At 66.2% G+C, this 22,269-nt stretch carries 23 protein-coding genes; 17 read left to right on the top strand and 6 right to left on the bottom strand.

Annotated features, from left to right (window positions below):
- Positions 1–403: 403 nt before the first annotated feature.
- Entirely contained in the window at positions 404–793 is a 390-nt protein-coding gene (locus AC1D09_RS20690; protein WP_477662853.1) for a RidA family protein, read from the bottom strand.
- 147 nt (positions 794–940) lie between these two features.
- Between AC1D09_RS20690 and AC1D09_RS20695 the strand changes: the two genes are divergently transcribed.
- The 8 genes from AC1D09_RS20695 (at position 941) to AC1D09_RS20730 (ending at position 10,265) form a co-directional block, all read left to right on the top strand.
- On the top strand, positions 941–2,494 hold the full coding sequence (locus AC1D09_RS20695; protein ID WP_477662852.1) for an ABC transporter substrate-binding protein: 1,554 nt from the start codon (positions 941–943) through the stop codon (positions 2,492–2,494).
- Between the two features lie 187 nt (positions 2,495–2,681).
- Positions 2,682–3,623 (top strand): ABC transporter permease, encoded by a 942-nt coding sequence (locus tag AC1D09_RS20700; RefSeq protein ID WP_477662851.1) that lies wholly within the window; start codon positions 2,682–2,684, stop codon positions 3,621–3,623.
- Between the two features lies 1 nt (position 3,624).
- Entirely contained in the window at positions 3,625–4,464 is an 840-nt protein-coding gene (locus AC1D09_RS20705) for an ABC transporter permease (RefSeq protein WP_477662850.1), read from the top strand.
- Entirely contained in the window at positions 4,461–5,513 is a 1,053-nt protein-coding gene (locus AC1D09_RS20710; protein WP_477662849.1) for an ABC transporter ATP-binding protein, read from the top strand. The genes AC1D09_RS20705 and AC1D09_RS20710 overlap by 4 nt, the downstream gene beginning before the upstream one ends.
- A complete protein-coding gene (locus tag AC1D09_RS20715; protein ID WP_477662848.1) occupies positions 5,510–6,514 on the top strand; it encodes an ABC transporter ATP-binding protein in 1,005 nt (334 codons plus the stop codon). The genes AC1D09_RS20710 and AC1D09_RS20715 overlap by 4 nt, the downstream gene beginning before the upstream one ends.
- Positions 6,515–6,531: 17 nt before the next feature.
- Complete coding sequence (locus AC1D09_RS20720) at positions 6,532–7,824, top strand: alanine racemase (protein ID WP_477662847.1); 1,293 nt, start codon at positions 6,532–6,534, stop codon at positions 7,822–7,824.
- A gap of 63 nt (positions 7,825–7,887) precedes the next feature.
- Complete coding sequence (locus tag AC1D09_RS20725) at positions 7,888–8,799, top strand: MurR/RpiR family transcriptional regulator (protein WP_477662846.1); 912 nt, start codon at positions 7,888–7,890, stop codon at positions 8,797–8,799.
- Positions 8,796–10,265 (top strand): N-acyl-D-amino-acid deacylase family protein, encoded by a 1,470-nt coding sequence (locus AC1D09_RS20730; protein WP_477662845.1) that lies wholly within the window; start codon positions 8,796–8,798, stop codon positions 10,263–10,265. The genes AC1D09_RS20725 and AC1D09_RS20730 overlap by 4 nt, the downstream gene beginning before the upstream one ends.
- 97 nt (positions 10,266–10,362) lie before the next feature.
- On the opposite strand, the gene AC1D09_RS20735 is transcribed toward AC1D09_RS20730, so the two are convergent.
- Complete coding sequence (locus tag AC1D09_RS20735) at positions 10,363–11,346, bottom strand: LysR substrate-binding domain-containing protein (protein WP_413327802.1); 984 nt, start codon at positions 11,344–11,346, stop codon at positions 10,363–10,365.
- 150 nt (positions 11,347–11,496) lie between these two features.
- On the opposite strand from AC1D09_RS20735, the gene AC1D09_RS20740 reads away from it, so the two are divergent.
- Positions 11,497–12,132, top strand: a complete 636-nt coding sequence (locus AC1D09_RS20740) for a DUF2917 domain-containing protein (protein WP_477662844.1) — start codon at positions 11,497–11,499, stop codon at positions 12,130–12,132.
- 68 nt (positions 12,133–12,200) lie between these two features.
- Here the strand turns inward: AC1D09_RS20740 and AC1D09_RS20745 are convergent, their stop codons facing one another.
- The gene (locus AC1D09_RS20745; RefSeq protein ID WP_477701211.1) at positions 12,201–12,662 is read right to left on the bottom strand and encodes a TfoX/Sxy family protein; all 462 of its coding nucleotides are present in this window, start codon (positions 12,660–12,662) and stop codon (positions 12,201–12,203) included.
- A 102-nt stretch (positions 12,663–12,764) separates the two neighbouring features.
- On the opposite strand from AC1D09_RS20745, the gene AC1D09_RS20750 reads away from it, so the two are divergent.
- On the top strand, positions 12,765–13,322 hold the full coding sequence (locus AC1D09_RS20750; protein ID WP_477662842.1) for a gluconokinase: 558 nt from the start codon (positions 12,765–12,767) through the stop codon (positions 13,320–13,322).
- Position 13,323: 1 nt separating this feature from the next.
- On the opposite strand, the gene AC1D09_RS20755 is transcribed toward AC1D09_RS20750, so the two are convergent.
- Positions 13,324–14,226 (bottom strand): LysR family transcriptional regulator, encoded by a 903-nt coding sequence (locus AC1D09_RS20755; RefSeq protein WP_477662841.1) that lies wholly within the window; start codon positions 14,224–14,226, stop codon positions 13,324–13,326.
- Between the two features lie 88 nt (positions 14,227–14,314).
- Here AC1D09_RS20755 and AC1D09_RS20760 point away from each other — a divergent pair, with 88 nt between their 5' ends.
- The 4 genes from AC1D09_RS20760 to AC1D09_RS20775 all read left to right on the top strand — a co-directional run bounded on the left by AC1D09_RS20760 (position 14,315) and on the right by AC1D09_RS20775 (position 18,192).
- The gene (locus tag AC1D09_RS20760; protein ID WP_477662840.1) at positions 14,315–15,679 is read left to right on the top strand and encodes an acyclic terpene utilization AtuA family protein; all 1,365 of its coding nucleotides are present in this window, start codon (positions 14,315–14,317) and stop codon (positions 15,677–15,679) included.
- Positions 15,676–16,035 (top strand): AtuA-related protein, encoded by a 360-nt coding sequence (locus AC1D09_RS20765; protein ID WP_477662839.1) that lies wholly within the window; start codon positions 15,676–15,678, stop codon positions 16,033–16,035. The genes AC1D09_RS20760 and AC1D09_RS20765 overlap by 4 nt, the downstream gene beginning before the upstream one ends.
- Before the next feature lie 49 nt (positions 16,036–16,084).
- Complete coding sequence (locus tag AC1D09_RS20770; RefSeq protein WP_477662838.1) at positions 16,085–17,080, top strand: Bug family tripartite tricarboxylate transporter substrate binding protein; 996 nt, start codon at positions 16,085–16,087, stop codon at positions 17,078–17,080.
- A gap of 122 nt (positions 17,081–17,202) precedes the next feature.
- Positions 17,203–18,192, top strand: coding sequence for an MBL fold metallo-hydrolase (locus AC1D09_RS20775; RefSeq protein WP_477662837.1), 990 nt, complete (start codon positions 17,203–17,205; stop codon positions 18,190–18,192).
- Positions 18,193–18,203: 11 nt separating this feature from the next.
- On the opposite strand, the gene AC1D09_RS20780 is transcribed toward AC1D09_RS20775, so the two are convergent.
- A complete protein-coding gene (locus tag AC1D09_RS20780) occupies positions 18,204–18,611 on the bottom strand; it encodes a BLUF domain-containing protein (protein WP_477662836.1) in 408 nt (135 codons plus the stop codon).
- A 78-nt stretch (positions 18,612–18,689) separates the two neighbouring features.
- Between AC1D09_RS20780 and AC1D09_RS20785 the strand changes: the two genes are divergently transcribed.
- Both AC1D09_RS20785 and AC1D09_RS20790 read left to right on the top strand, forming a co-directional pair.
- On the top strand, positions 18,690–19,448 hold the full coding sequence (locus AC1D09_RS20785; protein ID WP_477662835.1) for a Crp/Fnr family transcriptional regulator: 759 nt from the start codon (positions 18,690–18,692) through the stop codon (positions 19,446–19,448).
- 161 nt (positions 19,449–19,609) lie between these two features.
- Complete coding sequence (locus AC1D09_RS20790; RefSeq protein WP_477662834.1) at positions 19,610–19,807, top strand: hypothetical protein; 198 nt, start codon at positions 19,610–19,612, stop codon at positions 19,805–19,807.
- 11 nt (positions 19,808–19,818) lie between these two features.
- Here AC1D09_RS20790 and AC1D09_RS20795 read toward each other — a convergent pair whose 3' ends face one another.
- Positions 19,819–20,751: a DUF6279 family lipoprotein gene (locus tag AC1D09_RS20795; RefSeq protein ID WP_477662833.1), complete on the bottom strand. Its 933-nt coding sequence runs from the start codon at positions 20,749–20,751 to the stop codon at positions 19,819–19,821.
- On the opposite strand from AC1D09_RS20795, the gene glmU reads away from it, so the two are divergent.
- The gene (gene glmU, locus AC1D09_RS20800) at positions 20,750–22,174 is read left to right on the top strand and encodes a bifunctional UDP-N-acetylglucosamine diphosphorylase/glucosamine-1-phosphate N-acetyltransferase GlmU (protein ID WP_477662832.1); all 1,425 of its coding nucleotides are present in this window, start codon (positions 20,750–20,752) and stop codon (positions 22,172–22,174) included. The genes AC1D09_RS20795 and glmU overlap by 2 nt on opposite strands.
- Positions 22,175–22,269 lie beyond the last annotated feature (95 nt).

Here is a 22,269-nt window from a genome sequence, read left to right on the forward strand (position 1 = left end):
GCTTGCCTCTGCGCTCCTCGGCCCAGCCAGGACGGGGCAATCGGGAACCGAATACCGAAATACCAAGAAGACAAATACAAACAAGGACACGCCATGGCGTGTCCTTGTGGTTTTTAGGTATTGGTATTTTTCTCCCACCCCCTTGTGTATGCGCCGAGGAGCGGAGGTTCAGGCGGATAAGGGATCGCGTTGTTTGAGCGAAGTGAAACGTAGCGAGTTTAGCGAGACCCCGCCTGAACCGAGCACCGCAGGTTGCCCGTAGCGAAGCGAAGGGACGCAGACACCAGGGTCGCCTTTTCTTTGGTGACTTTCTTTTGGCGAAGCAAAAGAAAGTTACTGGCCGCCGGGCCACTCCCGGCCAGCAGGAGTCAGAGGGGAGCGCCCCGCTGGAGCAAGACCGGCCTCAACCCTTGGGCTTATAAGCCACCACATCAATCTCCACCTTCGCATCGACCATCAAGCGAGCCTCGGTGGTAGACCGGGCCGGCTTGCCGCCCGTGAAGTAACTCATGTAGACCCGGTTAAAGCTGCCGAAGTCGCGCGCATCTTGCAGCCACACCGTGGTCTTGCAGACGTCGTCCAGTGTGCAGCCGGCCAAAGCCAGCGCGGCCTGGAGGTTTTTCATGACCTGGCGGGTCTGCACCTCGATGCCTCCCTGCACGATCTCACCTTTTTCGTCACCCGGCACCTGGCCCGAGACATACACAAAATCGCCGGCACGCACGGCGGGCGAGAACGGGCGGGGCTGGTGGTCGGAGGCCAGGGGTGGATTTCCTAAATATTCCAGAGGCATGAAAAACTCCTTTTTAAGTTCAGTTTGTCGCTAAAGATGAAAAATATTTTCAGAAATCCACCTTTTATTCGGGTTTATCCTGAAAAATAGCATTTATAGACCAATTAATCTTCAAGCGTGAAATTTAACTTCAATCAGGAGTTCTTTATGACCCGTGGAATCCGCATGCACCGCCGCACCGCCCTGTCCTCCCTGCTGGCCCTGGGTGCGGCCGGCGCCGGTTTCGGCCCGGCCGCCGCGCAGGGCGGCAAATCGGCCCTGAATCTGGCCATGGTGGCCGAGCCGCCGACGCTGGACATCCAGTCCACGCCGGCAGACCTGGTCTGCATCATCATGCAGCACGTTTACGAACCGCTGTTCACCTTCGATGCCAAGGCGGCGCTGGTGCCCATGCTGGCCGAGGCCATGCCGAAAATCTCGGCCGACGGCAAGCTCTACACCATCACCTTGCGAAAAGGCGTGATGCTGCACAGTGGCCGTGAACTCAATGCCGACGACGTGGTGGCCAGCCTCAAGCGCTGGATGGACGTCTCGCCGCGCGGCAAGTCGGTGGCGGTGCAAGTGGCCGACCTGGCGGCCAAGGGGCCGCTCACGGTGGACATCACATTGAAGAACGCCTATGCGCCGCTGCTTTCGCAACTGGCCATGGCTTCGGGCATGGCGGCCATCATGGCCAAGGAGTCGCTGGCCCAGCCGCTGCGCGAGTATGTGGGCACCGGGCCCTACAAGTTCAAGGAACGCAAGCCCGACCAGTACGTGCTGCTCACCCGCTTCGACGGCTACGCCGCGCGCAAGGAAGCTGCCAGCGGCTATGGCGGCAAGCGTGTGGCCACGGTGGAAGAGCTGCGCTTCGTGCCGGTGCCCAACGCCAACACGCGGGTGGAAGGCGCGCTGGCCGGCCAGTTCCACTACGCCGACCTGCTGCCGATCGAGGCCCTGCCGCGGCTGGAAAAGGCCGGCGGCAAGGTGGTGCCCATCATGACGCCTTCTTTCGGCTTTCCTTACCTGGTGTTCAACACCAAGGAAGGCTCGCTGGCGCACCAGCCTGTGCGCAAGGCAGTGCAGACCGCGCTGGGCGAAGGCGAAATGCTGGCAGCTGGCTTTGGCGACACACGCTTTTTCGTTGCCGAGGGCAACCATTTCCCCAAGGGCACGCCCTTTTATTCGACCGCCGGCACCACCGCTTACAACGAGCGCGACGCAAAGAAGGCCAAGAGCCAGGCCGAACAGGCCGGCTACAAGGGCGAGCCGGTGCGCATCCTGACGAGCCGCCAGTACGACTTCCACTACAACATGGCGCTCATCATGGCCGAGCAGCTCAAGCGCGCCGGCTTCAAGGCCGAGCTGAACGTGGTGGAGTGGGCCACGCTGCTGCAGCGCCGCGCCGACCCCAAGCTGTGGGATATCTACATCACGCATTCCGGCCTGTTCCCCGAGCCCATGCTCTCGCCCCCGCAACTGGGCGACGGCGCGCCGGGCTGGTGGAGCTCGCCCGCCAAGACGGAGGCGCTGGCCGCGCTGAACCAGGAGCCGAACCCGGCCAAGCGCGGGGCGCTATGGGGCAAGGTGCAGCAGGTGGTCTACGACGAGGTGCCCTACATCCAGGTCGGCAAATTCGCCAGCCTGTCGGCGCGCGCCCCGGCGCTGCAGGGTTACACGCCTTATACCTATCCGTTCTTCTGGAACACCAGCCTGAAATAAGCCCCCACGCTTTTCACTTCGTGTAATACGCTGCCCCCCGAGGGGGCCGCCCGCCTGCGGCCCGGCAAAGCCGGTTCCGCGGCTTGAGCTGGTTTGGGTTCGCTTCTTTTTTTGCCGGGTGTAGTGCGGTTGATCTGGAGCGCCTTCGAATGGTTAGAAGATTCACCTCATTGAATAGAAGAAAGTCATGACACGGTATCTTTTGTCCCGGCTAGGCGGCATGCTGGTGGTCATGGCCATCGTGGCCGTGCTGGTTTTCATCCTCACGCGCGCCGCCCCGGGTGACCCGATTGCGGTGTTGCTGGGCGACCAGGCCACGGCGGAGGACATCGCCCGGGTGCAGAAGGTCTACGGCCTGGACAAGTCCCTGCCGGTGCAGTTCGCCTTGTGGATTCGTGAACTGGCACACGGCAACCTGGGCGAATCGATCTTTCTGCAGCGGCCCGTGACCCAGGCGCTCTGGGAGCGGGCCGAGCCCACCGCCTTGCTGTCGCTGATGGCGGTCGCGATTGCCGCCTTGATCGGCGTGCCCTGCGGCATCGTCTCGGCGGTATTTCGCGGCAAGCCCGTGGACCAGGCCTTTACCGGCTTCGCGATGCTGGGCGCCAGTGTGCCCAGCTTCTGGTTCGGCCTGGTGCTGATGCAGATATTCGCCGTCTCCCTGGGGTGGTTTCCGGTCTCGGGCTATGGCGAGCCGGGCGCCTCGCTGGCCGAGCGCATCCATTGCCTGGTCCTGCCTGCGGCGGTGCTGGGCGTTCTCAATTCGGCGCTCATCATCCGCTTTACCCGCGCCTCCATGCTGGACGTGCTGGGCGAGGACTATGTGCGCACCGCACGGGCCAAGGGTTTGTCTGAAAGCGTGGTGGTGCTCAAGCATGCGCTGCGCAACGCGCTGGTGCCCATCGTCACCGTCCTTGGCTTGACGGTGGCGCTCATGATTGGCGGCGCGGTGGTGACGGAGACCGTGTTCGGTTTGCCCGGCGTGGGCAACCTGGTGGTGAGCGCAGTGATACGGCGCGACTACCCGGTGATCCAGGGCGCGCTGCTGGTGGTGGCCGCGATCTACGTGGTCATCAATTTCGCCATCGACCTGCTCTACACCGTCGTTGATCCCCGAGTGAAATACTGACATGCAGATGCCCCTGATTCTTCGCAAGCTGTTCCGCCGGCGCATCGTGCTGGCCGCGGCGATCGCGCTGGCGATCGTCGTCCTGGTGTCGCTCTTCGCCGGCCCCCTGAGCGGCCTGGACCCGAACGAGACCGCCGTGAGCCAGCGGCTGTCCCAGCCGTCATCCTCCCATTTGTTCGGCACCGATGAATTGGGCCGCGACCTTTTCGCCCGCATTGCCTTCGGCGGCCGCTATTCGCTGACCATCGCATTGTTGACCGCGCTGGGCTCGGTGGTCAGCGGCACGCTGTTCGGCCTGGTCGCGGGATTCTTTCGCAGGCTCGATGCGCCGGTGATGCGTGTGGTCGACGCGATGATGTCCTTTCCCGACATCCTGCTGGCGATCGCGCTGGTCGGCATCCTCGGGCCGTCCATGCTGAACGTGGTGCTGGCCCTGGTGCTGGTTTACACGCCGCGGGTGGCGCGCGTGGTGCGCGCCTCCACGCTGGTGGTGCGCGAGCTGCTGTTTGTTGAGGCGGCACGCGCCGTCGGTGTCTCCACCGCGCGCATCCTGTGGCGCCACATCCTGCCCAACCTGATGTCGCCCATCCTGGTGCAGGCTTCTTTTATCTTTGCCTACGCCATCCTGGCCGAGGCCGCGCTGTCCTTCCTGGGCGTGGGCGTTCCGCCTGAAATTCCGACCTGGGGCACCATGGTGGCCGGCAGCCAACAGTACGCCCACCAGGCGTTGTGGATTGTGCTGTTCCCGGGGCTGGCCATCATCCTCACTGCGCTCTCGCTGCAACTGCTGGGCGACGGCATTCGCGATCTGCTGGACCCACGCTTGAGGAAATCGATGTGAAGGAAATCGACGTGAACCGGTTGGAAGTCCGCCATCTCAGCACCTTTTTCGACACCGACGAAGGCCTGATACGCTCCGTCGCCGACGTGAGTTTCAGCATACGCCCCGGCAAGACCACCGCGCTGGTCGGCGAGTCGGGCTCCGGCAAGTCGGTGACCAGCCTCACGCTGATGCGCCTCTTGTCGCGCACCGCCTCCACCCAGGTCAGCGGCGAGGCCTTGTTCACCAACCGCGCCGGCCAGACGCTGGACCTGCTCTCGCTGCCCGAAGCCGGCATGCGGCGCATACGCGGCAATGAGATCGCGATGATCTTCCAGGAGCCCATGACCAGCCTGAACCCGGTCTTCACCGTGGGCGAGCAGATCGCCGAATCGGTGCGCCTGCATATGGGGCTGGACCGCAAGGCCGCGCTGGCCCACGCGCTGCGCATGCTGGAGCTGGTCGAGATCCCGGCCGCCGCGCAGCGCCTGAACGAATACCCGCACCAGCTCTCCGGCGGCATGCGCCAGCGCGTGATGATCGCGCTGGCCATGGCCTGCAACCCGACGCTGCTGATCGCCGACGAGCCCACCACCGCGCTGGACGTGACCATACAGGCGCAGATCCTGGAGCTCATGCGCCGGCTGCAGGCCGAGACCGGCATGAGCATTTTGTTCATCACCCACAACCTTGGTGTGGTGGCCCACCATGCCGACGACGTGGCCGTGATGTACGCGGGCCGCATTGTGGAGGCCGCACCGGTGCGTGATCTGTTTGCCCAGCCGCGCCACCCTTACACGCAAGGCCTGCTGGCCTGCCTGCCCGCACAGCAGCGCAAGCGCGAACTGGCCAGCGGCCAGGCTGGCGCGAAACGCCGGCTCTACGCCATACGCGGCCAGGTCTCCAGCCCGCTGGCGCCGCCGCCGGGCTGCGCTTTTGAGCCGCGCTGCGACCTGGCGATTCCGCCTTGCCGCGATGCCATGCCCGCGCTGCTTGCTGCCGGCCCTACCCGCGCCGCGCGTTGCATTCGCGTGGAAGAAACAGCTGTTGCTACGGTGGAATCAGTATGAGCGCACCCTTGATCGAGGTGAAAAACCTCCAGCGTTATTTCGGCGCGGCCGCGAAGCCGGTGCGCGCGGTCGACGATGTTTCCTTCAGCATCCAGCCCGGCGAAACCCTGGGCCTGGTCGGCGAATCCGGCTCGGGCAAAAGCACCATAGGCCGCACGCTGCTGCGCCTGATCGAGGCCACCTCGGGCCAGGTGCTGTACCGCGGTGAAGACCTTGGCAGTGCCTCGAGCGGCCGCATGCGCGCGCTGCGCAGCAAGCTGCAGATGATTTTCCAGGACCCTTATGCCAGCCTGAACCCCAAGATGCGGGTCAGGGACATCCTGGGCGAGGCCCTGCAGGTGCACGGCCTGGCCAAGGGCAAAGAGGCGCGCGAGGCGCGTATCGCCGAGCTGCTGGAACTGGTCGGCCTGCGCGCCGAGCATGCCAGCCGCTACCCGCATGAGTTCTCCGGCGGCCAGCGCCAGCGCATAGGCGTGGCGCGCGCGCTCGCGGTGGAGCCCGAATTCATCGTGGCCGACGAGCCGCTGTCGGCGCTCGACGTGTCCATCCAGGCGCAGGTGGTCAACCTGCTGTGCGACCTGCGCGACCGCCTGTCGCTGACCATGCTGTTCATCTCGCACGACCTCGACGTGGTCGAGTATTTGTGCGACCGCGTCGTGGTGCTGTATCTCGGCCGCGTGATGGAAGTCGCGCCCACGGCCGAGCTGTTCGCCCAGCCGCTGCATCCTTACACGCAAGCGCTGCTGGCCGCCTCGCCCAAGCCCGACCCTGAGTTCAAAAGCGAGCGCATCGCGCTCAAGGGCGACATCCCCAGCCCGGTCAACCCGCCCTCGGGCTGTGTGTTCCGCACGCGCTGCCCGCATGTGGTGGATGCCTGCTCGGTGGCGCGCCCCGAACTGCGCGACATGGGCAATGGCCGCTTCAAGGCCTGCATACGCGACGATATCGCCAGTGCCGTGCCGGTCGCGGTCGTGCCCACTGCTACATTGGCCGCTGCTTGACAATCCCAAAAAAACTCATGACCACATTGCAAGACCTCCTGGATCCGCAGCTTGACCGTTCCTTCAAGGGCTTTCCCCACAACAGCGGGCCGGTGCGCCGCTCCGAGATGGGCAAACAGGGCTGGAACGTGCTCAAGGGCGACCTGCCGCTGCCGCTGGCCGTCGTCAAACAGTCGGCGATGAAACACAACCTCGGCTGGATGCAGCGCTTTGCCAAAGGCCAGGGCGTGGACATGGCGCCGCACGGCAAGACCACCATGTCGCCGCAGCTGCTCAAGCGCCAGCTTGACGAAGGCGCCTGGGGCCTTACCTTCGCCACCGTCACGCAGATGCGTGCCGGCATCACGGCCGGCGCCAAACGCCTCATCATCGCCAACCAGGTCGTGAACGCCATGGACCTGGCCGGCATCCAGGGCATGCTGCGCGAATACCCGGGTCTGCGCATCGTCTTCCTGGTCGACTCGCTGGCCCAGCTCGCACTGATCGATGCCTGGGCGCGCGCCAATACCGCCCTCATGGCCGCCCCCTTTGAGGTGTTGATGGAAATCGGCGTCATGGGCGCGCGCACCGGCGTGCGCAATGAGGACGACGCCATCGCCCTGGCCGCTGCCATACGCACCAGCCTGGCCTGCCGCCTGGTGGGCATAGAGACCTATGAAGGGCAGGGCGCCACCGGCGATTCGGCGGCGGACAAGGCCTATGCCGATGCGCTCATGCGGCGCACCTGCGACATTGCCCTGATCTGCGACCAGCAGGGGCTGTTCGACAGCGAGGAAATCTTGATGACGGCCGGCGGCTCGGCCATCTTCGACCTGGTCAGCGGCTGGCTCACGCCCAAGCTCTCGCGGCCGGTGCGCGGCCTGCTGCGTTCGGGCTGCTACATCACGCACGACCACGGCAACTACAAGCGCCTGGTCGGCGCCGTCAATGCGCGACTGCATGACAGCGACGGCCTGAAACCGGCCATCGAGGTGTGGGCCACGGTGCAATCCTGCCCCGAGCCGGGCCTGGCCATCCTGGCCGTGGGCCGGCGCGACCTGTCCTACGACCTGGAAATGCCGATACCGCTGTCTTCGATAAGCGCCCCCGGCGCCGCGCCCGTGGCCGCGCCCGCGGACTGGAAAGTCACGGCGCTCAACGACCAGCATGCCTACCTGCGCGGCAGCGGCCCCGAACTGGCCGCGCTCAAGGTCGGCGACCTGGTGGCGCTGGGCATCTCCCATCCTTGCACCACCTTCGACAAATGGCGCTGGATGCCGGTTGTCGATGAGAATTACACGGTCTGCGATGCCCTCGTCACGTGTTTTTAAGCCGCTTGCTCTCCCTGGTGTAATGGTCCGTACAGCTTTCCGTGCACCGCAACCAAAGTCCTCATGACCTCACAAGTTCTTGCCAAAATCGCCGACGCCATCGCCAGCGCTCCCACGTCCAGGCGCAGCGTGCTGGAGTTGATCCTGCAGGACCCCCAGCGCGTGCTGGATGAAAGTTTTGAGCAGCTGGCGCAGCGCGCGGGCAGCTCGGTGCCCACCATCATGCGCACCTGCCGCGACCTGGGGTATCCGGGCTTGCGCGAGTTCAAGCTGGCGCTGGCGCAGGAAATGGCCGTGGGCGGCTCGCCGCTGAACCGGCGCGTGCGCATCGACGACGATACCCGCCAGGTGATCACCAAGGTGACGCGCGGCGCCGCCATCGTGATCAACAGCGTGCAGGCCCAGCTCAGCGTGGAGGCGACGCAGGCGGCGGCCGACGCCATCGTCGCCGGCGCCCGGGTCGATTGCTACGGTGTCGGCGTGACCTCCAACTTCATGGCCTCGGACTTGCAGGCGCGCTTGTTCCGCATGGGCCTGGCCGCCAGCAGCTACCTGGACCCGCACCTGCAACTGATCTCGGCCGCCACCATCGGCCCGCGCGGCGTGGTGATGGCCATCACCCACGTCGGCGGCATGCCCTCGCTGCTGGAGGCCGTGGACGTGGCGCGCTCGCAGGGCGCCACCGTCATCGCGCTGACGCAGCCCGGCTCACAGCTGGCGGCCTTGGCCGACATCGTGCTGGGTGTGGAAGTGGCGCCCGACCCGGTGATGCCGGTGGGCCCCGAAGCCTACCTGGCGCACCTGACGGTGATCGAAATTCTCACCGTGCTCGTGGCGCAGCGGCTGGGCGACAAGGCGGTGAACCGGTTGGCAAACATCCAGCGCACGCTGGAGACGCGCGGCGTGGACATGCACCACCATCCCCGGCTCGACTGGGACGAGGGCGCCAAGCTCACGACAGGAAAAGTGCGATGACCCGCGCCACCCTGCTTGAAAACGGCCTGCTGGTGGACGGCTCCGGCGCGCCGGGCCGACCCGGCGATCTGCTGCTGGTGGATGACCGCATCACGGCCGTCGGCCCGGGCCTGCGCCATCGCCTGCCGCAAGGCCTGGCCATCGCCGACGTCCAGGTGCACGATTGCACCGGCCTTGCCATCACGCCCGGCTTCATCGACGTCCACACCCACGACGACGCCATCGTGCTGAACGCACCCGGAATGTTTCCCAAGCTGTCGCAGGGCATCACCACGGTGGTCACCGGCAACTGCGGCCTGTCGGTTGCGCCCTTCGTGGTGGAAGAACCGCAGGGCGCCCTCACCCTGCTGGGCAATTCGTTCAAGTACCCTTCGGTGGATGCCTATGCAGGCGCGGTGGCCGAGGCGCAGCCGGCCGTCAACGTGGCGCCGCTGATCGGACACACCACGTTGCGCTATGCCTGCATGAAGGACCTCAGCCGGCCGGCCACGGCCGATGAAGTGGCTGCCATGTGCGCTCTGCTGGAGCAGTGCATGGCCCAGGGCGCGATCGGCATGTCCTCCGGCCTGTTCTATGCCGAAGCCATGCCGGCGCCGGCGGCCGAGGTGACCGCGCTGGCGCGTGTGGTGGCCCGCCATGGCGGCATCTATGCCACCCACATGCGCTCGGAGATGGCCGAGATCCTGGAAGCCATGCACGAGGCCAGTGACTGCGCTTTCGAGGCGGGCGTGCCGCTGGTGATCTCGCACCACAAATGCGCCGGCCCGGACAACTGGGGCCGCACGCGCGAGACGCTGCCCTTGATCGATACGCTGGCCAAGCGCCAGGATATCGCGATGGATGTCTATCCCTATGTGGCCGGCTCGACGGTGCTGCGCGAAGACCTGGTTGACGGCGTCATCGACGTCCTCTTGAGCTGGTCCACCCCGCACCCCGAAATGATGGGCCGCACGCTGGCCTCGATTGCCGAGGAATGGGGCGTGGACCAGAAAACCGCCTGCCGCCGCCTGCAACCGGGCGGCGCCTGTTATTTCCAGATGCACGAGGACGACGTCAAGCGCGTGATCGCGCATCCGCTCTCCATGATCGGGTCGGATGGATTGCCGCATGACAAGCATCCGCACCCACGCCTCTGGGGCGCTTTTCCCCGCGTGCTGGCCCGCTACTGGCGCGAGCAAAACCTTTTTCCGCTGGAAACCGCGATCTACAAAATGACCGGCCTGTCGGCCCGCAACTTCCGCCTGCACCAGCGCGGCCAGCTGCAGCCCGGCTGGCACGCCGACGTCGTGGTGCTGGACCCGGCCCGCGTGCGCGACGTGGCGACCTACCAGGATCCGATCGCGGTGTCGGAAGGCATCGAGAAGGTGTTTGTGAACGGTGAGCTGGCCTATGTGGCCGGCAACGCCGAGGCGGCGAACGCCAAGGTGCAGGCGCGTGCCGGGCGGTTATTGAAGCGGCAAACCTAATCCACCCCCGTCCAGGCTCACTGCGTGTAGCCTGTTCCCCCCTCAAGGGGGCGGCGCCTGCGGTCTGGCAAAACCAGTCCCGCGGCGCCTGCTGGCTCTAGTCCAAAGAGTCCACCGTGTCCGGATCGGGCACGTCACCTATGGCCTCGCGCGTCAGCGCGGCCTGGCTTTTGAGCCAGTCGCAAAAAGCCACAACCTCTGGCCTGGCCACATTGCGCGGGCCGACGATCAGCCAGTAGCTCATGGGCGACTCCATGCGTGTCTGCGGCAGCGGCTCGACCAGGTCGCCCGAGGCCAGGCTTTCGGCAATCAGCGGCAGGCGCGCCAGCACCACGCCCTGGCCGGTCAGCGTGGCCTGCACCATCTGGTAGGCGTAGTTGAAGTACAGCCAGCGCTTGGCCTCCAGCTTGGGGCTGGCGTGCTCGTCCAGCCAGCGCCGCCAGGTCAGCCATTCCAGGTGGGTCTGGTGGGCGTCGCCCGCCTCGATCAGGGTGAACTGCGCGAGGTCGTCGGGTTTCTTCAGGCGCGGCCCGCTTTTGAGCAGCCAGGGGCTGATCACCGGCGTGATCTGCTCGCCGAAAAGCCGTATCGCGCCCGGCGGCATGTGGCTGGCCGGGGCGTAGCGCAAGGCCAGGTCCAGGTCCGAAATGTCCAGGTCCACCGCGACGTCCGATGCATCAATCCGGATGTCGATGTCGGGGTTGTCGCGCTGGAAGCCCTCCAGCCGCGGGATCAGCCACATCGACGCGAAGGAGGCAAACGTGGTCAGCGACACGCTCTTGCGCCCCGCTGTCTGGCGTATCTGCCGCACCGCGTTGTCTATGCGCTCCAACGAGGGCGTGACGGCCCGCAGCAGGATGCCGCCGGCGGCGGTCAGTTCCACCGCCCGGGTGTGGCGGTGGAAAAGGCTCACACCCACGTCTTCTTCCAGGCCCTGGATCTGCCGGCTCACGGCCGACTGGGTCAGGGCCAGTTCCTCCGAGGCGGCGCGGAAATTGAGATGCCGCGCCACGGCCTCGAAAGCCCGGAGCTGGCCGGCGGAAATCGGCCGGGAACGCAAGTGTGTTTGTGAATGCAGCATGACAGTTCGGGGGTATTAGGGCAATTTCGGCCTGATTGATTGATGCGATTATGGAATGAATAGCTTACCGCGATTTCATTGGACCGCGCAAGCCGGCGGCGAGATGATTCAACCCTCATCACTCACTTTGTGCCTTTTTTGGAGAACACCATGGAACACTCAGCTTCTCACGCAGGCGACCGCTTTTTGCAACAGGCTACCGATGCCACCACCGGCCAGGTTGACGGGTTGGCGGGCTTCTGGAAGCTGGGTGCGGGACGGGCCCTGACCTTGCACGCCGCCCAGGCCGGTGTGTTGCGAATTGCGCATGGCCGGGTCTGGGCCACCTTCGACTCCGCCAGCCAGGACGCCGAGGTGCGCGCCGGCGACCATTTCCTGAGCCGGGGCGAAAGCCTGACGCTCCAGGCCGGTGAGTCGCTGGTGATCGAGTCCTTCAGCGCGGGCCATGCCGCATCGGCCTACTTCAGCTGGGAGCCTGTTGCGGCCTGCGCCGCCGTCAGGCAGCCCGCCGCCGAGCCGGCCGGCTGGCGCGCCGGCGTGCTGCAGCCGCTGAGCGACCTGCGCGCCGCCTTCGGCCTGGCCGCCGGCGCCCTGGGCCGCCTGGCCCGCGGCCTGGTGCTGGGTGCGGCAGCGGCGTTTGAAGCCCTGCTGACCCCGCTGGCCATGGTTTTTTTGACCGCCCGCGCCCGCCCCATGGCGGCCGGCCACGACTTTGACACTTTCAAGGACGACCAGCGCCGGCACCCGCACCGCTACAACGTGCTGGCCATGTCCAACCTGGTGTAAACAGTTCTAGTCAGTGGCTCCTTCCGGAAGGGAGCTTTGAACCCGCGGCCGCAAGGCTGCGGGTTTTTTTATGCGCGGCTTTTTTTGGCCGGCGCCGCCTTGGCTTGGATTTTGGCCTTGGCGGGGGTTTTTGTTTTGGCTTTCGGCTTCCTGGCCGGTTTGACCGGTTTGGCCGCGCGTGCCCTGAGCGCGCAGTCCAGCGCCAGGCGCGCCCAGGGCAGCATCAAGGACGGCGACTCCATGGCCTCTTCGGGCGCGCTGTAGTAGCCCAGGCTGTGCGGGGAGCGCACGCCGTTGCGGGTCATCTCGTAGGTGAAGCGGCCGCAGCCCTGGGCCTCGAACAGGCCGCGCGTGGCCTCATCGGCCTTGAGCCACAAGGTCTCGCCGCCGCCCAGGTCGGCCACCAGCGCGAAGGTCAGGCCGCCGGTGCTGATGCCGAAACCGCCGAACATGCGTTTGGCCGTGCAGGGCCCCACGCCCGACAGGAGCTCGCAGCAGTACATCGCAAAATCATTTTTGGGTGAGGCCATGGCGCAACGATAACAAAGCACGGGCGCTCCTATCAACCGCGGTTTTGCCTCGGCTGTCACCCAAGGGCGCGCCAAGCGCCCGCGGGCCGCGATAATTTATGCATGACCGCCGCATCCCAGACCCGCCCCCTTCCCGCTTCCGTCACGCCCCATGACGGCTTGCCCGTGCGTGTGGTGGTGATGGGTGTGGCGGGCTGCGGCAAGTCGGCGGTCGGGCGCCTGGTGGCCCAGCAGCTGTCGCTGCCGCTGATCGAGGGTGACGACTTCCACCCGCCCGGCAACATCGCCAAGATGCAACAGGGCATTGCCCTGACCGACGAAGACCGTGCCGATTGGCTGCACCAGCTGGGCGCCGAACTGGCGCGCCACCCCGAGGGCGTGGTGCTGACCTGCTCGGCCCTGAAGGCCGGCTACCGCGACAGCCTGCGCGCCGCGGCTGCGGGCCTGCGCTTTGTGCACCTGGCCATCAGCCAGGCCGAGTCGCTGCGCCGCGTGTCCGTGCGCCCCGGCCACTTTTACCCGCCCAGCCTGGTGGCCAGCCAGTTCGAGGCCTTGCAGGATCCTTCGGCCGAGCCCGGCGTGCTGACCCTGGCCGGTGATGCGCCGCTGGAGTCACTGGCGCGCAGCGCGGTGGATTGGCTGGCCGGGACTCATTCCTGAATCAGGGCGTGCGCGCCTTCATGGCCTCAAGCACCAGGTCGTGCAGGGCCTGCGCGGCCGCCGACAGGCTGCCCTCCTGCCGTCGCACCAGGTAGATCTTGCGCGTCAGCCCGCTGGCAGCCAGGGGCCGGGTCACCAGGCTTTTGCGCTCAAAGTGAAACAGCGTCAGCGCCGGCACCACGCTGATGCCCAGCCCGGCCTCGACCATGCCCGCGGCGGTGGCCAACTGGTCGACTTCCAGCACGGTGTTGGCCTGCTGCGGATGCAGGGCCGCCTCCAGCGCCTGGCGCACGCTGCTGTTGCGCGACATGTGGATAAAAGGGTAGGGCGCCAGTTTTTTCAGCGTGGGCGAGGCCTCGGCTGCCAGCGGGTGGTCCTTGCGGCACACCAGGTAAAAGCGGTCGGTGCAGACCAGCCGCGTGCTCAGGCCCGCATGGCTGACGCCGGTGGAGGCCAGCGCGAAGTCGGCCTTGCCGCTCCTCACCAGGTCCACGCAGGCATCCGACAGCAGGTCGCTGAGGTTGAGTTCTATGCCGGGCCAGGCCTGCCTGAATTCGGCAAACACCGCGGGCAGCCAGCCCGCCGCCAGCGAGGGCAGGGCCGCGATGTGCACCCGGCCCTTGCGGCGCTCCACATGGTCGTTCAGGTCGACCAGGGCGGCGCCGAAATCCTCGACCAGCCGGCGCGCCGAGGCCTCGAAGAGCCTGCCCTCGGCCGTCAGTTCCACGCTGCGCGTGTCGCGGTCAAACAGCCGCGTGTTGAGCTCGCCCTCCAGCGTGCGTATCAGCGCGCTGAAGGCCGGCTGCGAAAGATGGCAGGTGGCCGCGGCCTGCGTGAAGCTGCGCTGCTCGGCCAGGGCCAGGAAGGCGCGCAGTTGCCGCAGCGAGAGGTTGGGTTGGGCCATTTATCTGTAGTTCAAATTAATAGATCAGTATTTTAAATTTTACAAATAAGTACCCAAGGCCTAGATTCAGGGCTTGCACGCCACGCCCATGACTTCATCCCCTCCTTCCCCTTTGTTGATAGGCTGCGCCGCCGGTTTTTCGGGCGACCGCGTCGATGCCGCCGGGCCGGTGGTGGACACGCTGATCGCGCGCGGCGGGCCGGCCTTCCTGATTTTTGAAACCCTGGCCGAACGCACGCTGGCACTTGCGCAGCTGCGCCGCCGCGCCGACCCCGATGCCGGCTTCGAGCCGCTGCTGGACGACATGCTGCGCCCCGTGCTGGCGCGCTGCCTGGCGCACAAGATCCGCATCGTGAGCAATTTCGGCGCCGCCAACCCGCTGGCGGCCGCGCGCCACATCCAGGCCATGGCCGCCGGCATGGGCCTGCCCGCGCCGCGCATCGCCGTGGTGGCGGGCGACGACCTGTCGGGCACGCAGCATGAGCCGCTGCTGCGCGCGCAACTGGGCGCGGCCATGGACGGCATACGCAAGGTCAGCGCCAACGCCTACATAGGCGCCGAAGCCATCGCCGCCGCGCTGGACGCGGGCGCGCAGATCGTGGTGGCCGGGCGCGTGGCCGACCCGTCACTGACGGTGGGGCCGGCGATGTCGCATTTCGGCTGGCGCGCCGACGACTGGGACCGGCTGGCGCGCGCCACCATGGCGGGCCATTTGCTCGAATGCGGCGCCCAGGTCTGCGGCGGCTATTTCGCCGATCCCGGCTACAAGGAGGTGCCGGACCTGCACGCCGTGGGCTATCCCATCGCCGAAATCGACAGCGAGGGAAATTGCGTCATCGGCAAGGCGGCGCATACCGGCGGTGTGGTGAGCCTGGCCGGCGTCAAGGAGCAGCTGCTGTATGAAGTGCACGACCCGGCCGCCTATTTGACGCCCGACGTCGTGGCCGACATCAGCGCCGCGCGGCTCAGCCCCGCCGGCCCTGACCGCGTGGCCCTGAGCGGCGTGCGCGGGCATGCGCGGCCGGCCAGCCTCAAGGTCAATGTCTGCCATGAAGGCGGCTGGCTGGCCGAAGGTGAAATTTCTTATGCCGGCCCGCGTGCCGAGGCGCGCGCCCGCCTGGCCGCCGAGGTGCTGCGCCGGCGCCTGCCGGCGCTCGCGCTGCGCGTGGACCTGATAGGCGCGCTCAGCATCATGGGCGACGACGCGGGCCGTTTACTGGCCGAGGCGCCCGCGGGTGATGCGCGCGACGTGCGCCTGCGCGTGGCCGCGACCCATGCCGAACGCGCGCAGGCCGAGCGGCTGCCGCGTGAAGTGACGGCGCTGTACTGCTGCGGACCGGCCGGCGGCGGCGGCGTGCGCACTTCGCTGACGCCGCGCCTCAATACCTTGTCTTGCCTGGTGCCGCGTGAGGCGGTGCCGCTGCGCTTTGAGATGCTGGAGGATATGCAATGAGCGCCAGTATCACAGTACCTTTGTACCGCGCCGCCCACGGCCGCACCGGCGACAAGGGCAACCGCTCCAACATCAGCGTGATTGCCTGGCATGCCGATCTTTACCCCGTATTGCTGGCGCAAGTGACCGAGGCCGTGGTGGCACGGCACTTTGCCCACAGGCGGCCGGCCCGCGTGCAGCGTTTTGAGCTGCCGGGGCTGGCGGCGCTCAATTTTGTGCTCGACGAGGTGCTGGACGGCGGCGTGAACGACGCGCTCAATCTGGACACCCACGGCAAGGCCCTGTCCTTCTGGCTGCTGGATTTGCCCATAGAGATTCCCGCCGCGCTGGCGCCCCTGCTGGCGGGTCCGCCCTGAGGCTTGCGACAGACGGCGACCGACTTTTAATTCAAAAAAGGAGACAAACATGACCCCCTCAACATCCCACTTCACCAGCCCGCGCCTGCGCCCCCTGGTGCTCGCCGCCGCCGCGCTTTGCGCGCTGGCGCCCGCGCTGGCACCGGCCCAGGGCTTTCCCGACAAGCCCATCACCTTTATCGTGCCCTTTGCCGCCGGCAGCGCCACCGACCAGCTGGCGCGCGCCATAGGCCAGGCCGTGACCAACGACAGCAAGGCCAGCGTGGTGGTGGACAACAAGCCCGGCGCCAACAGTTTTATAGGCGCGCAGGCGGCGGCCAAGGCCAGGCCCGACGGTTACACCGTCTTCATCACCACCAACACCACGCAGTCGGCCAACGAGCACCTGTTCAAGAAGCTGCCCTATGACCCGGTCAAGGATTTCGCGCCGCTCACGGCCCTGGGGCGCGGCGGCCAGATCATGGTCGTCAACCCGGCGCTGCCGGTCAGCAGCGTGGCCGACTTCATCAAGCTGGCCAAATCCAAGCCGGGCAAGCTGTCCTTCGGCAGCGGCAGCTCCTCCAGCCGCGTCGCGGGCGAGCAGTTCAAGCAGATGACGGGCACCTACATCCTGAACATTCCCTACAAGAGCAACCCGCCGGCCGTGACCGACCTGCTGGGCGGGCAGATCGACATGATGATCACCGACATGGCCACCGGCTTGCCGCAGGTCAAGGCCGGCAAGCTCAAGGCCCTGGGCGTGTCCACGCGGCAGCGCTCGCCGCTGGCGCCGGATGTGCCCACCATCGCCGAGGCCGGCGTGAAGGGTTATGAGATGACCTACTGGTTTGCCGCCTACGCGCCCGCCGGCACGCCGGCCGACGTGGTGGCCAAACTCGCCGACATGCTCGCGCGCGCCGCGCGCAGCCCCTCGGCCGCGCCTTTCTACCAGTCCAGCGGCACTGAGATCTTCACCAGCAATCCCGAAGAGCTGCGCAAGTTTCAGGCGGACGAGACCCTCAAATGGGGAAAAATCATCAAGGCGGCGGGCATAGAGCCCGAATAAGGGCAGGGGGCCGTGGGGTTTCGGGATTCAACTATTCGTAATGCATTACGTTTAAGTAAAATTCCCGGGCAAAGCCGGCGGCTGCTGCTCCGCCCTGCGCCGCGCCCCACCCAGGAAACCCCATGTCCAAAGCCTTCGCCTCCCAGTCCGACCTGACCGACAAGACCATCACCTTCGAGCAGCTCAGCGCGCACTGCTGGGCCTATACCGCCGAGGGCGACCCCAATTCCGGCGTCATCATCGGCGACAAGTTCATCATGGTCAGCGACGCCACGGCCACGCCGGCGATGGCGCAGGACCTGATCAAGCGCATACGCAGCGTCAGCGACAAGCCCATCAAGTACGTGCTGCTCACGCACTACCACGCGGTGCGCGTGCTGGGCGCCAGCGCCTACGAGGCCGAAGGCGCGACTGAGATCATCGCCAGCCAGGGTACCTACGAGCTGATCGTCGAGCGCGGCGCGCAGGACATGCAAAGCGAGATGGAGCGCTTCCCCCGCCTCTTTCGCAATGCCGAAAGCGTGCCCGGCCTGACCTGGCCGACGCTGGTGATAGACGGCGGCAATCCTGTCAAAGGCGAAAAGCCCGGCAAGCTGGTGCTGGACCTGGGCGGCGTGAAGGTACAGATCTGGCACCCGGGCCCCGGCCACACGCGCGGCGACACGATTGCCTGGATCGAAGAAGAAAAAGTGCTGTTCTCAGGTGACCTGGTCGAATACGAGGCCGGTGTTTACACCGGCGACGCCCAGCTCGAGGAATGGCCCGCCACCCTGGAAGCCCTGCGCGCGCTCAAGGCCGAGGCCATAGTCCCCGGCCGCGGCGAAGCCATGAAAGGTGCGGCCAACGTCAACAAGGCGCTGGATTACACCAAACGCTGGGTTGAAACGCTGTACCAGGCCGGCAAGGAAGCAGCCGCCGCCGGCATGGACCTGAAAGCCGCCATGGCCCACACGCGCAAAAGCATGGACCCGGCCTTCGGCCATGTGTTCATCTACGAGCACTGCCTGCCCTTTGACGTGAGCCGCGCGTTTGACGAGGCCAGCGGCATCAAGAACCCGCGCATCTGGACAGCGCAGAGGGATCAGGAAATGTGGAGTGCGCTCCAGGGTTAGTGCCGTCGAACTCAGGTATCCAGGTCCAGCGCGGACAGCAGCCCGGCAAAAGCATCGAGCGCGGCCTGGCCGTCCATGCTTTCCATGCGTTCCAGCACGTCGTCATCCTCGACCAGGCAATAACCCAGGCTGAAGCGCTTGAAGCGCCGGGCGGCCAGCTCGCCGTGGTGCAGGACCTGCAGGTTGGTATGGCGGCTGTCCTGGCGTATGCGCTCCAGCAGTGCCAGCACCTGTTTCTGCCCGCCCTCCAGCTGCTGGCAAAAACGCATGCCGTCAAAGATCAGCAGGCCGGTGATGGCGCGCTCGGCGTTGGCCTGCCGGGCCTTGGCGGCGATATCTCCCACAACGCTGAGCGGCGCTTCAGGGGCCAGCGTGCTGACATAAAGGATTTCATACAGGGAGGTGCTTGTGAGTGTCATCGCGGCACAATGTAGCGGCACGCCTTGCACCGCACAATGTCAAAAGACACAGGGATATGCGCCTAAGATAAGTCTTCCATGAGTATCCCAACGCCAACTTCAGCGATCTGCCCGCCGCACTGCAGTGCCTGCGGCTTGCGGCGTACCGGGGCCTTCATGCCGGTGAACGCCGAGGAACTGAAGTTCATTGAAACCTTCCGCACCGGCACCACGTCGGTCAAGGCCGGCGGCACCATTCTTTATGAGCAAAAGCCCAACGGCAAATTGTTCACGCTGTACTCGGGCTGGGCCTTTCGCTACAAAACCCTGAGCGACGGCCGGCGGCAAATCCTCAATTTTTTGCTGCCGGGCGACTTCATCGGCCTGCAGCAGAAGTTTGCCGACGGCCCCATGCACGGGATAGAAGCCGTGACCGACACCAGCCTCTGCGTGTTCCCGCGCGAACGCCTGTGGGAGCTGTTCCGCAATTTCCCCAACCTGGGTTATGACATCACTTGGCTGGCCGCGCGCGAGGAGGGCATGGTGGACGACCACCTGCTGACCGCCGGGCGGCGTAACGCCACCGAGCGCGTGGCCATGCTGCTCATGCATTTGTTCCGACGGCTGGAACGCGTGGGCATGGCCGATGGCGGCATGGTGGAGTTCCCCATCAACCAGCAGCATATCGCCGATGCGCTGGGGCTGTCGCTGGTGCACACCAACAAAACCTTGCGGCGCCTGCGCCAGCTGGGCCTGCACGAAATCCAGGACGGCAAGCTGCGGCTGCTCAATACCCGGGCGCTGGAGCGTATTGCGGATTACTACGACACGCCGCCGCCGCAAGTCCCTTTGCTCTGATTCAGCCCTGTAGGCTGCCGCTGACAGCCGGGTGGCGTGTTGGCCTACAAACACCCCCGACGCCGGGTTTTAAGGTGTTTCTCTTGCCCGCGATAGGCCTTTCGATGGACCATTCTTTCATGCGAAGGAAACCGCGGCGACGCGTCATCCAGGAGCCTCCCATGAACCACGCACAAGCACCGGGCGCACGGCTGCAGCAGCAGCCGCAGCGCTTCATGGACCGCCAGCAACAGCAAAGCAGCGGCTCACGCGAGTTCCAGCCGCACCGCTCGCAGCCCTTCGATGTGCCGTCCAGCCAGATGGGCGGGGGCGAGCGCCAATACCAGGGCAAGCCCAGCCAGGCCGGCTCCAAGTCCTAGCGGGCGCCGGCTCAGGACTTTTGCGCGTTCAGCGTCCTGAAGTCCTGCTCGTAGCGGTGCAGCGTCTCCACCGCCTTGTGACGCTGCGCCGGCGTGGTGCTGTTGTGCAGCTCGGCGAGCGTGGCGCAGGCGTCCTGCGTGAGCTTCTCCATATAGTCGCGGTAAGCCGCATCGGGCGAGTTCAGGGTGCGCTCGAACAGCCCGCGCACCGCGGCCTGGGCTTTTTCGGGTGTGGCCTGGCCCGCCACCAGCGGGTGCAGTGTGTGCAGGGCGTCCTGCTGGCGCCGGATTTTTTCCGCATAGCTGCGCGGGGCGTCGAAGTGCGAGGCGTCTATGCGCCGCTCGATCACGGCCAGCTGTTTTTTCTCGAGCCGGCCGTAAAGCATTTCGGCGCGCTTGACCGCCTCCTTGTAGCGCTTGTCGCGCTGGGCCTTGGGCGAGGCCTCCAGGAAGTCCTCGCGGTATTCCTCATTGCCCTTGGCGAAGCGGCGTTCCAGGTTTTTCAATTGGCCGGCCTGCAGCGAGCCCACCAGGGTCGCCATGGGCGGCTCCGCCTGGCGCGACAGCAGCACCAGCTTGCCGCGCACGTCGGTGTAAATCGCGCAGGCTGCCGCGGCGTCCATGTCCGAAGGCATTTGTTTCTGCAGTTTTTGCAGCGCCTCGATATAGCCGGGCAGCTGTGTCTGCCGGTGCCAGGACTGCAGTTTGTCCAGGTCGGCCTTGACCTGCAGGCTTTGCGCGTCGGTGAAGTCGAAATGGCGGTCCAGCTGCCAGTAGACCAGTTCGGGCGCCTGGTTGTAGGCGATTTTCATGAGGCTGCAGCTTTGCAGCAGCCCGGCCAGCGCCAGCACCGCCAGCCCGCCGATAATCCTTGTGCAGCGCCCCGTGCCCGCTCCGGCGGCCCGGGAGCGCGTCTCCACCCCAAGATCCAGAGGAAATTTCATGGCAGCAACCCCAATCGATGTCGTCATCATGGCCGCGGGCAAAGGCACGCGGATGAAGAGCAGCTTACCCAAAGTCCTGCACCGTTTGGGCGGGAAAGCCCTGCTGGCGCATGTCATCGAATGCGCCGCCTCCGTGTCGGCGCGCCAGGCGGTGGTCATCACCGGCCACGGCGCGGCCGAGGTTGAGGCCGCCTGCGGCCGTTTTGGCCCCTCCGCCGGCACCCCCGTGGCGCTGCAGTTCGCGCGCCAGGAGCCGCAGCTGGGCACCGGCCACGCGGTGCAGCAGGCCCTGCCCCTGCTGGCCGACGACGGCGTCACGCTGGTGCTGTCGGGCGACGTGCCGCTGACCGAGGCCGCCACCTTGCAGGCCCTGATCGCCCAGTGCGACGCCCAGCGCCTGGCGCTGCTCACGCTCAGCATGGCCGACCCCACGGGTTACGGGCGCATCGTGCGCGCCGGCCCCGAGGCCTCGGCGCAGGTGCGCGCCATCGTCGAGCACAAGGACGCCAGCACCGCCCAGCGCGAGATCCGTGAAATCTACAGCGGCATCATGGCCGTGCCCACGCGCCTCCTGCGCGCCTGGCTGGCCCGGCTGGACAACAAGAATGCCCAGGGCGAGTACTACCTCACCGACATCGTGAAGTTCGCCGTGGCCGACGGTGTGGCCGTGGTGGCCCACCAGATCACCGATGCGGCCCAGGTGGCCGGCGTCAACAGCCCGGTGCAACTGGCCGAACTCGAACGTGTTTACCAAGGCCGGCTGGCCGTGGCCCTGATGGAGCAGGGCGTGCGCCTGGCCGACCCGGCGCGCCTGGACGTGCGCGGCACGCTCAGCTGCGGCCAGGACGTCGAGATCGACGTGAACTGCATCTTTGAAGGCAAGGTCAGCCTGGGCGTGGGCGTGCGCATAGGCGCGAACTGCGTGATCGCCAACTGCAGCATCGCCGCCGGCGCCGTGATCCACCCCTTCACCCACATCGACGGCGAAAAGCTGGGCGTGCAGGTCGGCGAGGGCGCACTCATAGGCCCCTTCGCACGCCTGCGCCCCGGCGCGCAGCTGGGCGCGGAAGTCCACATCGGCAATTTTGTGGAAGTGAAGAACTCCACCCTGGCCAAGGGCGCCAAGGCCAACCACCTGGCCTACCTGGGCGACGCCACCGTCGGCGAACGCGTCAACTACGGCGCCGGCAGCATCACCGCCAATTACGACGGCGCCAACAAGCATCGCACGGTGATCGAGGCCGATGTGCACATCGGCAGCAATTGTGTGCTGGTGGCGCCTGTGACCATAGGCGCGGGCGGCACTGTGGGGGGCGGGTCTACCATTACGAAGAGCACGCCTGCTGGTGCGCTCAGCGTGGCGCGGGGCAAGCAGGTCAGTTTGCCGAATTGGTCGCGGCCCGCCAAGGTTGTTAAGGGGTAGATTCCCCTTTCCCCTCTGGCTCGCTGCATTGGCCGGGCCTGTCCCGGCTGGTGCTTCCCCTGCTGGGGCTTGCTGGCCGGGGTTGCCCGGCGGCA

This window comes from Polaromonas sp. P1_A2, assembly GCF_056406895.1.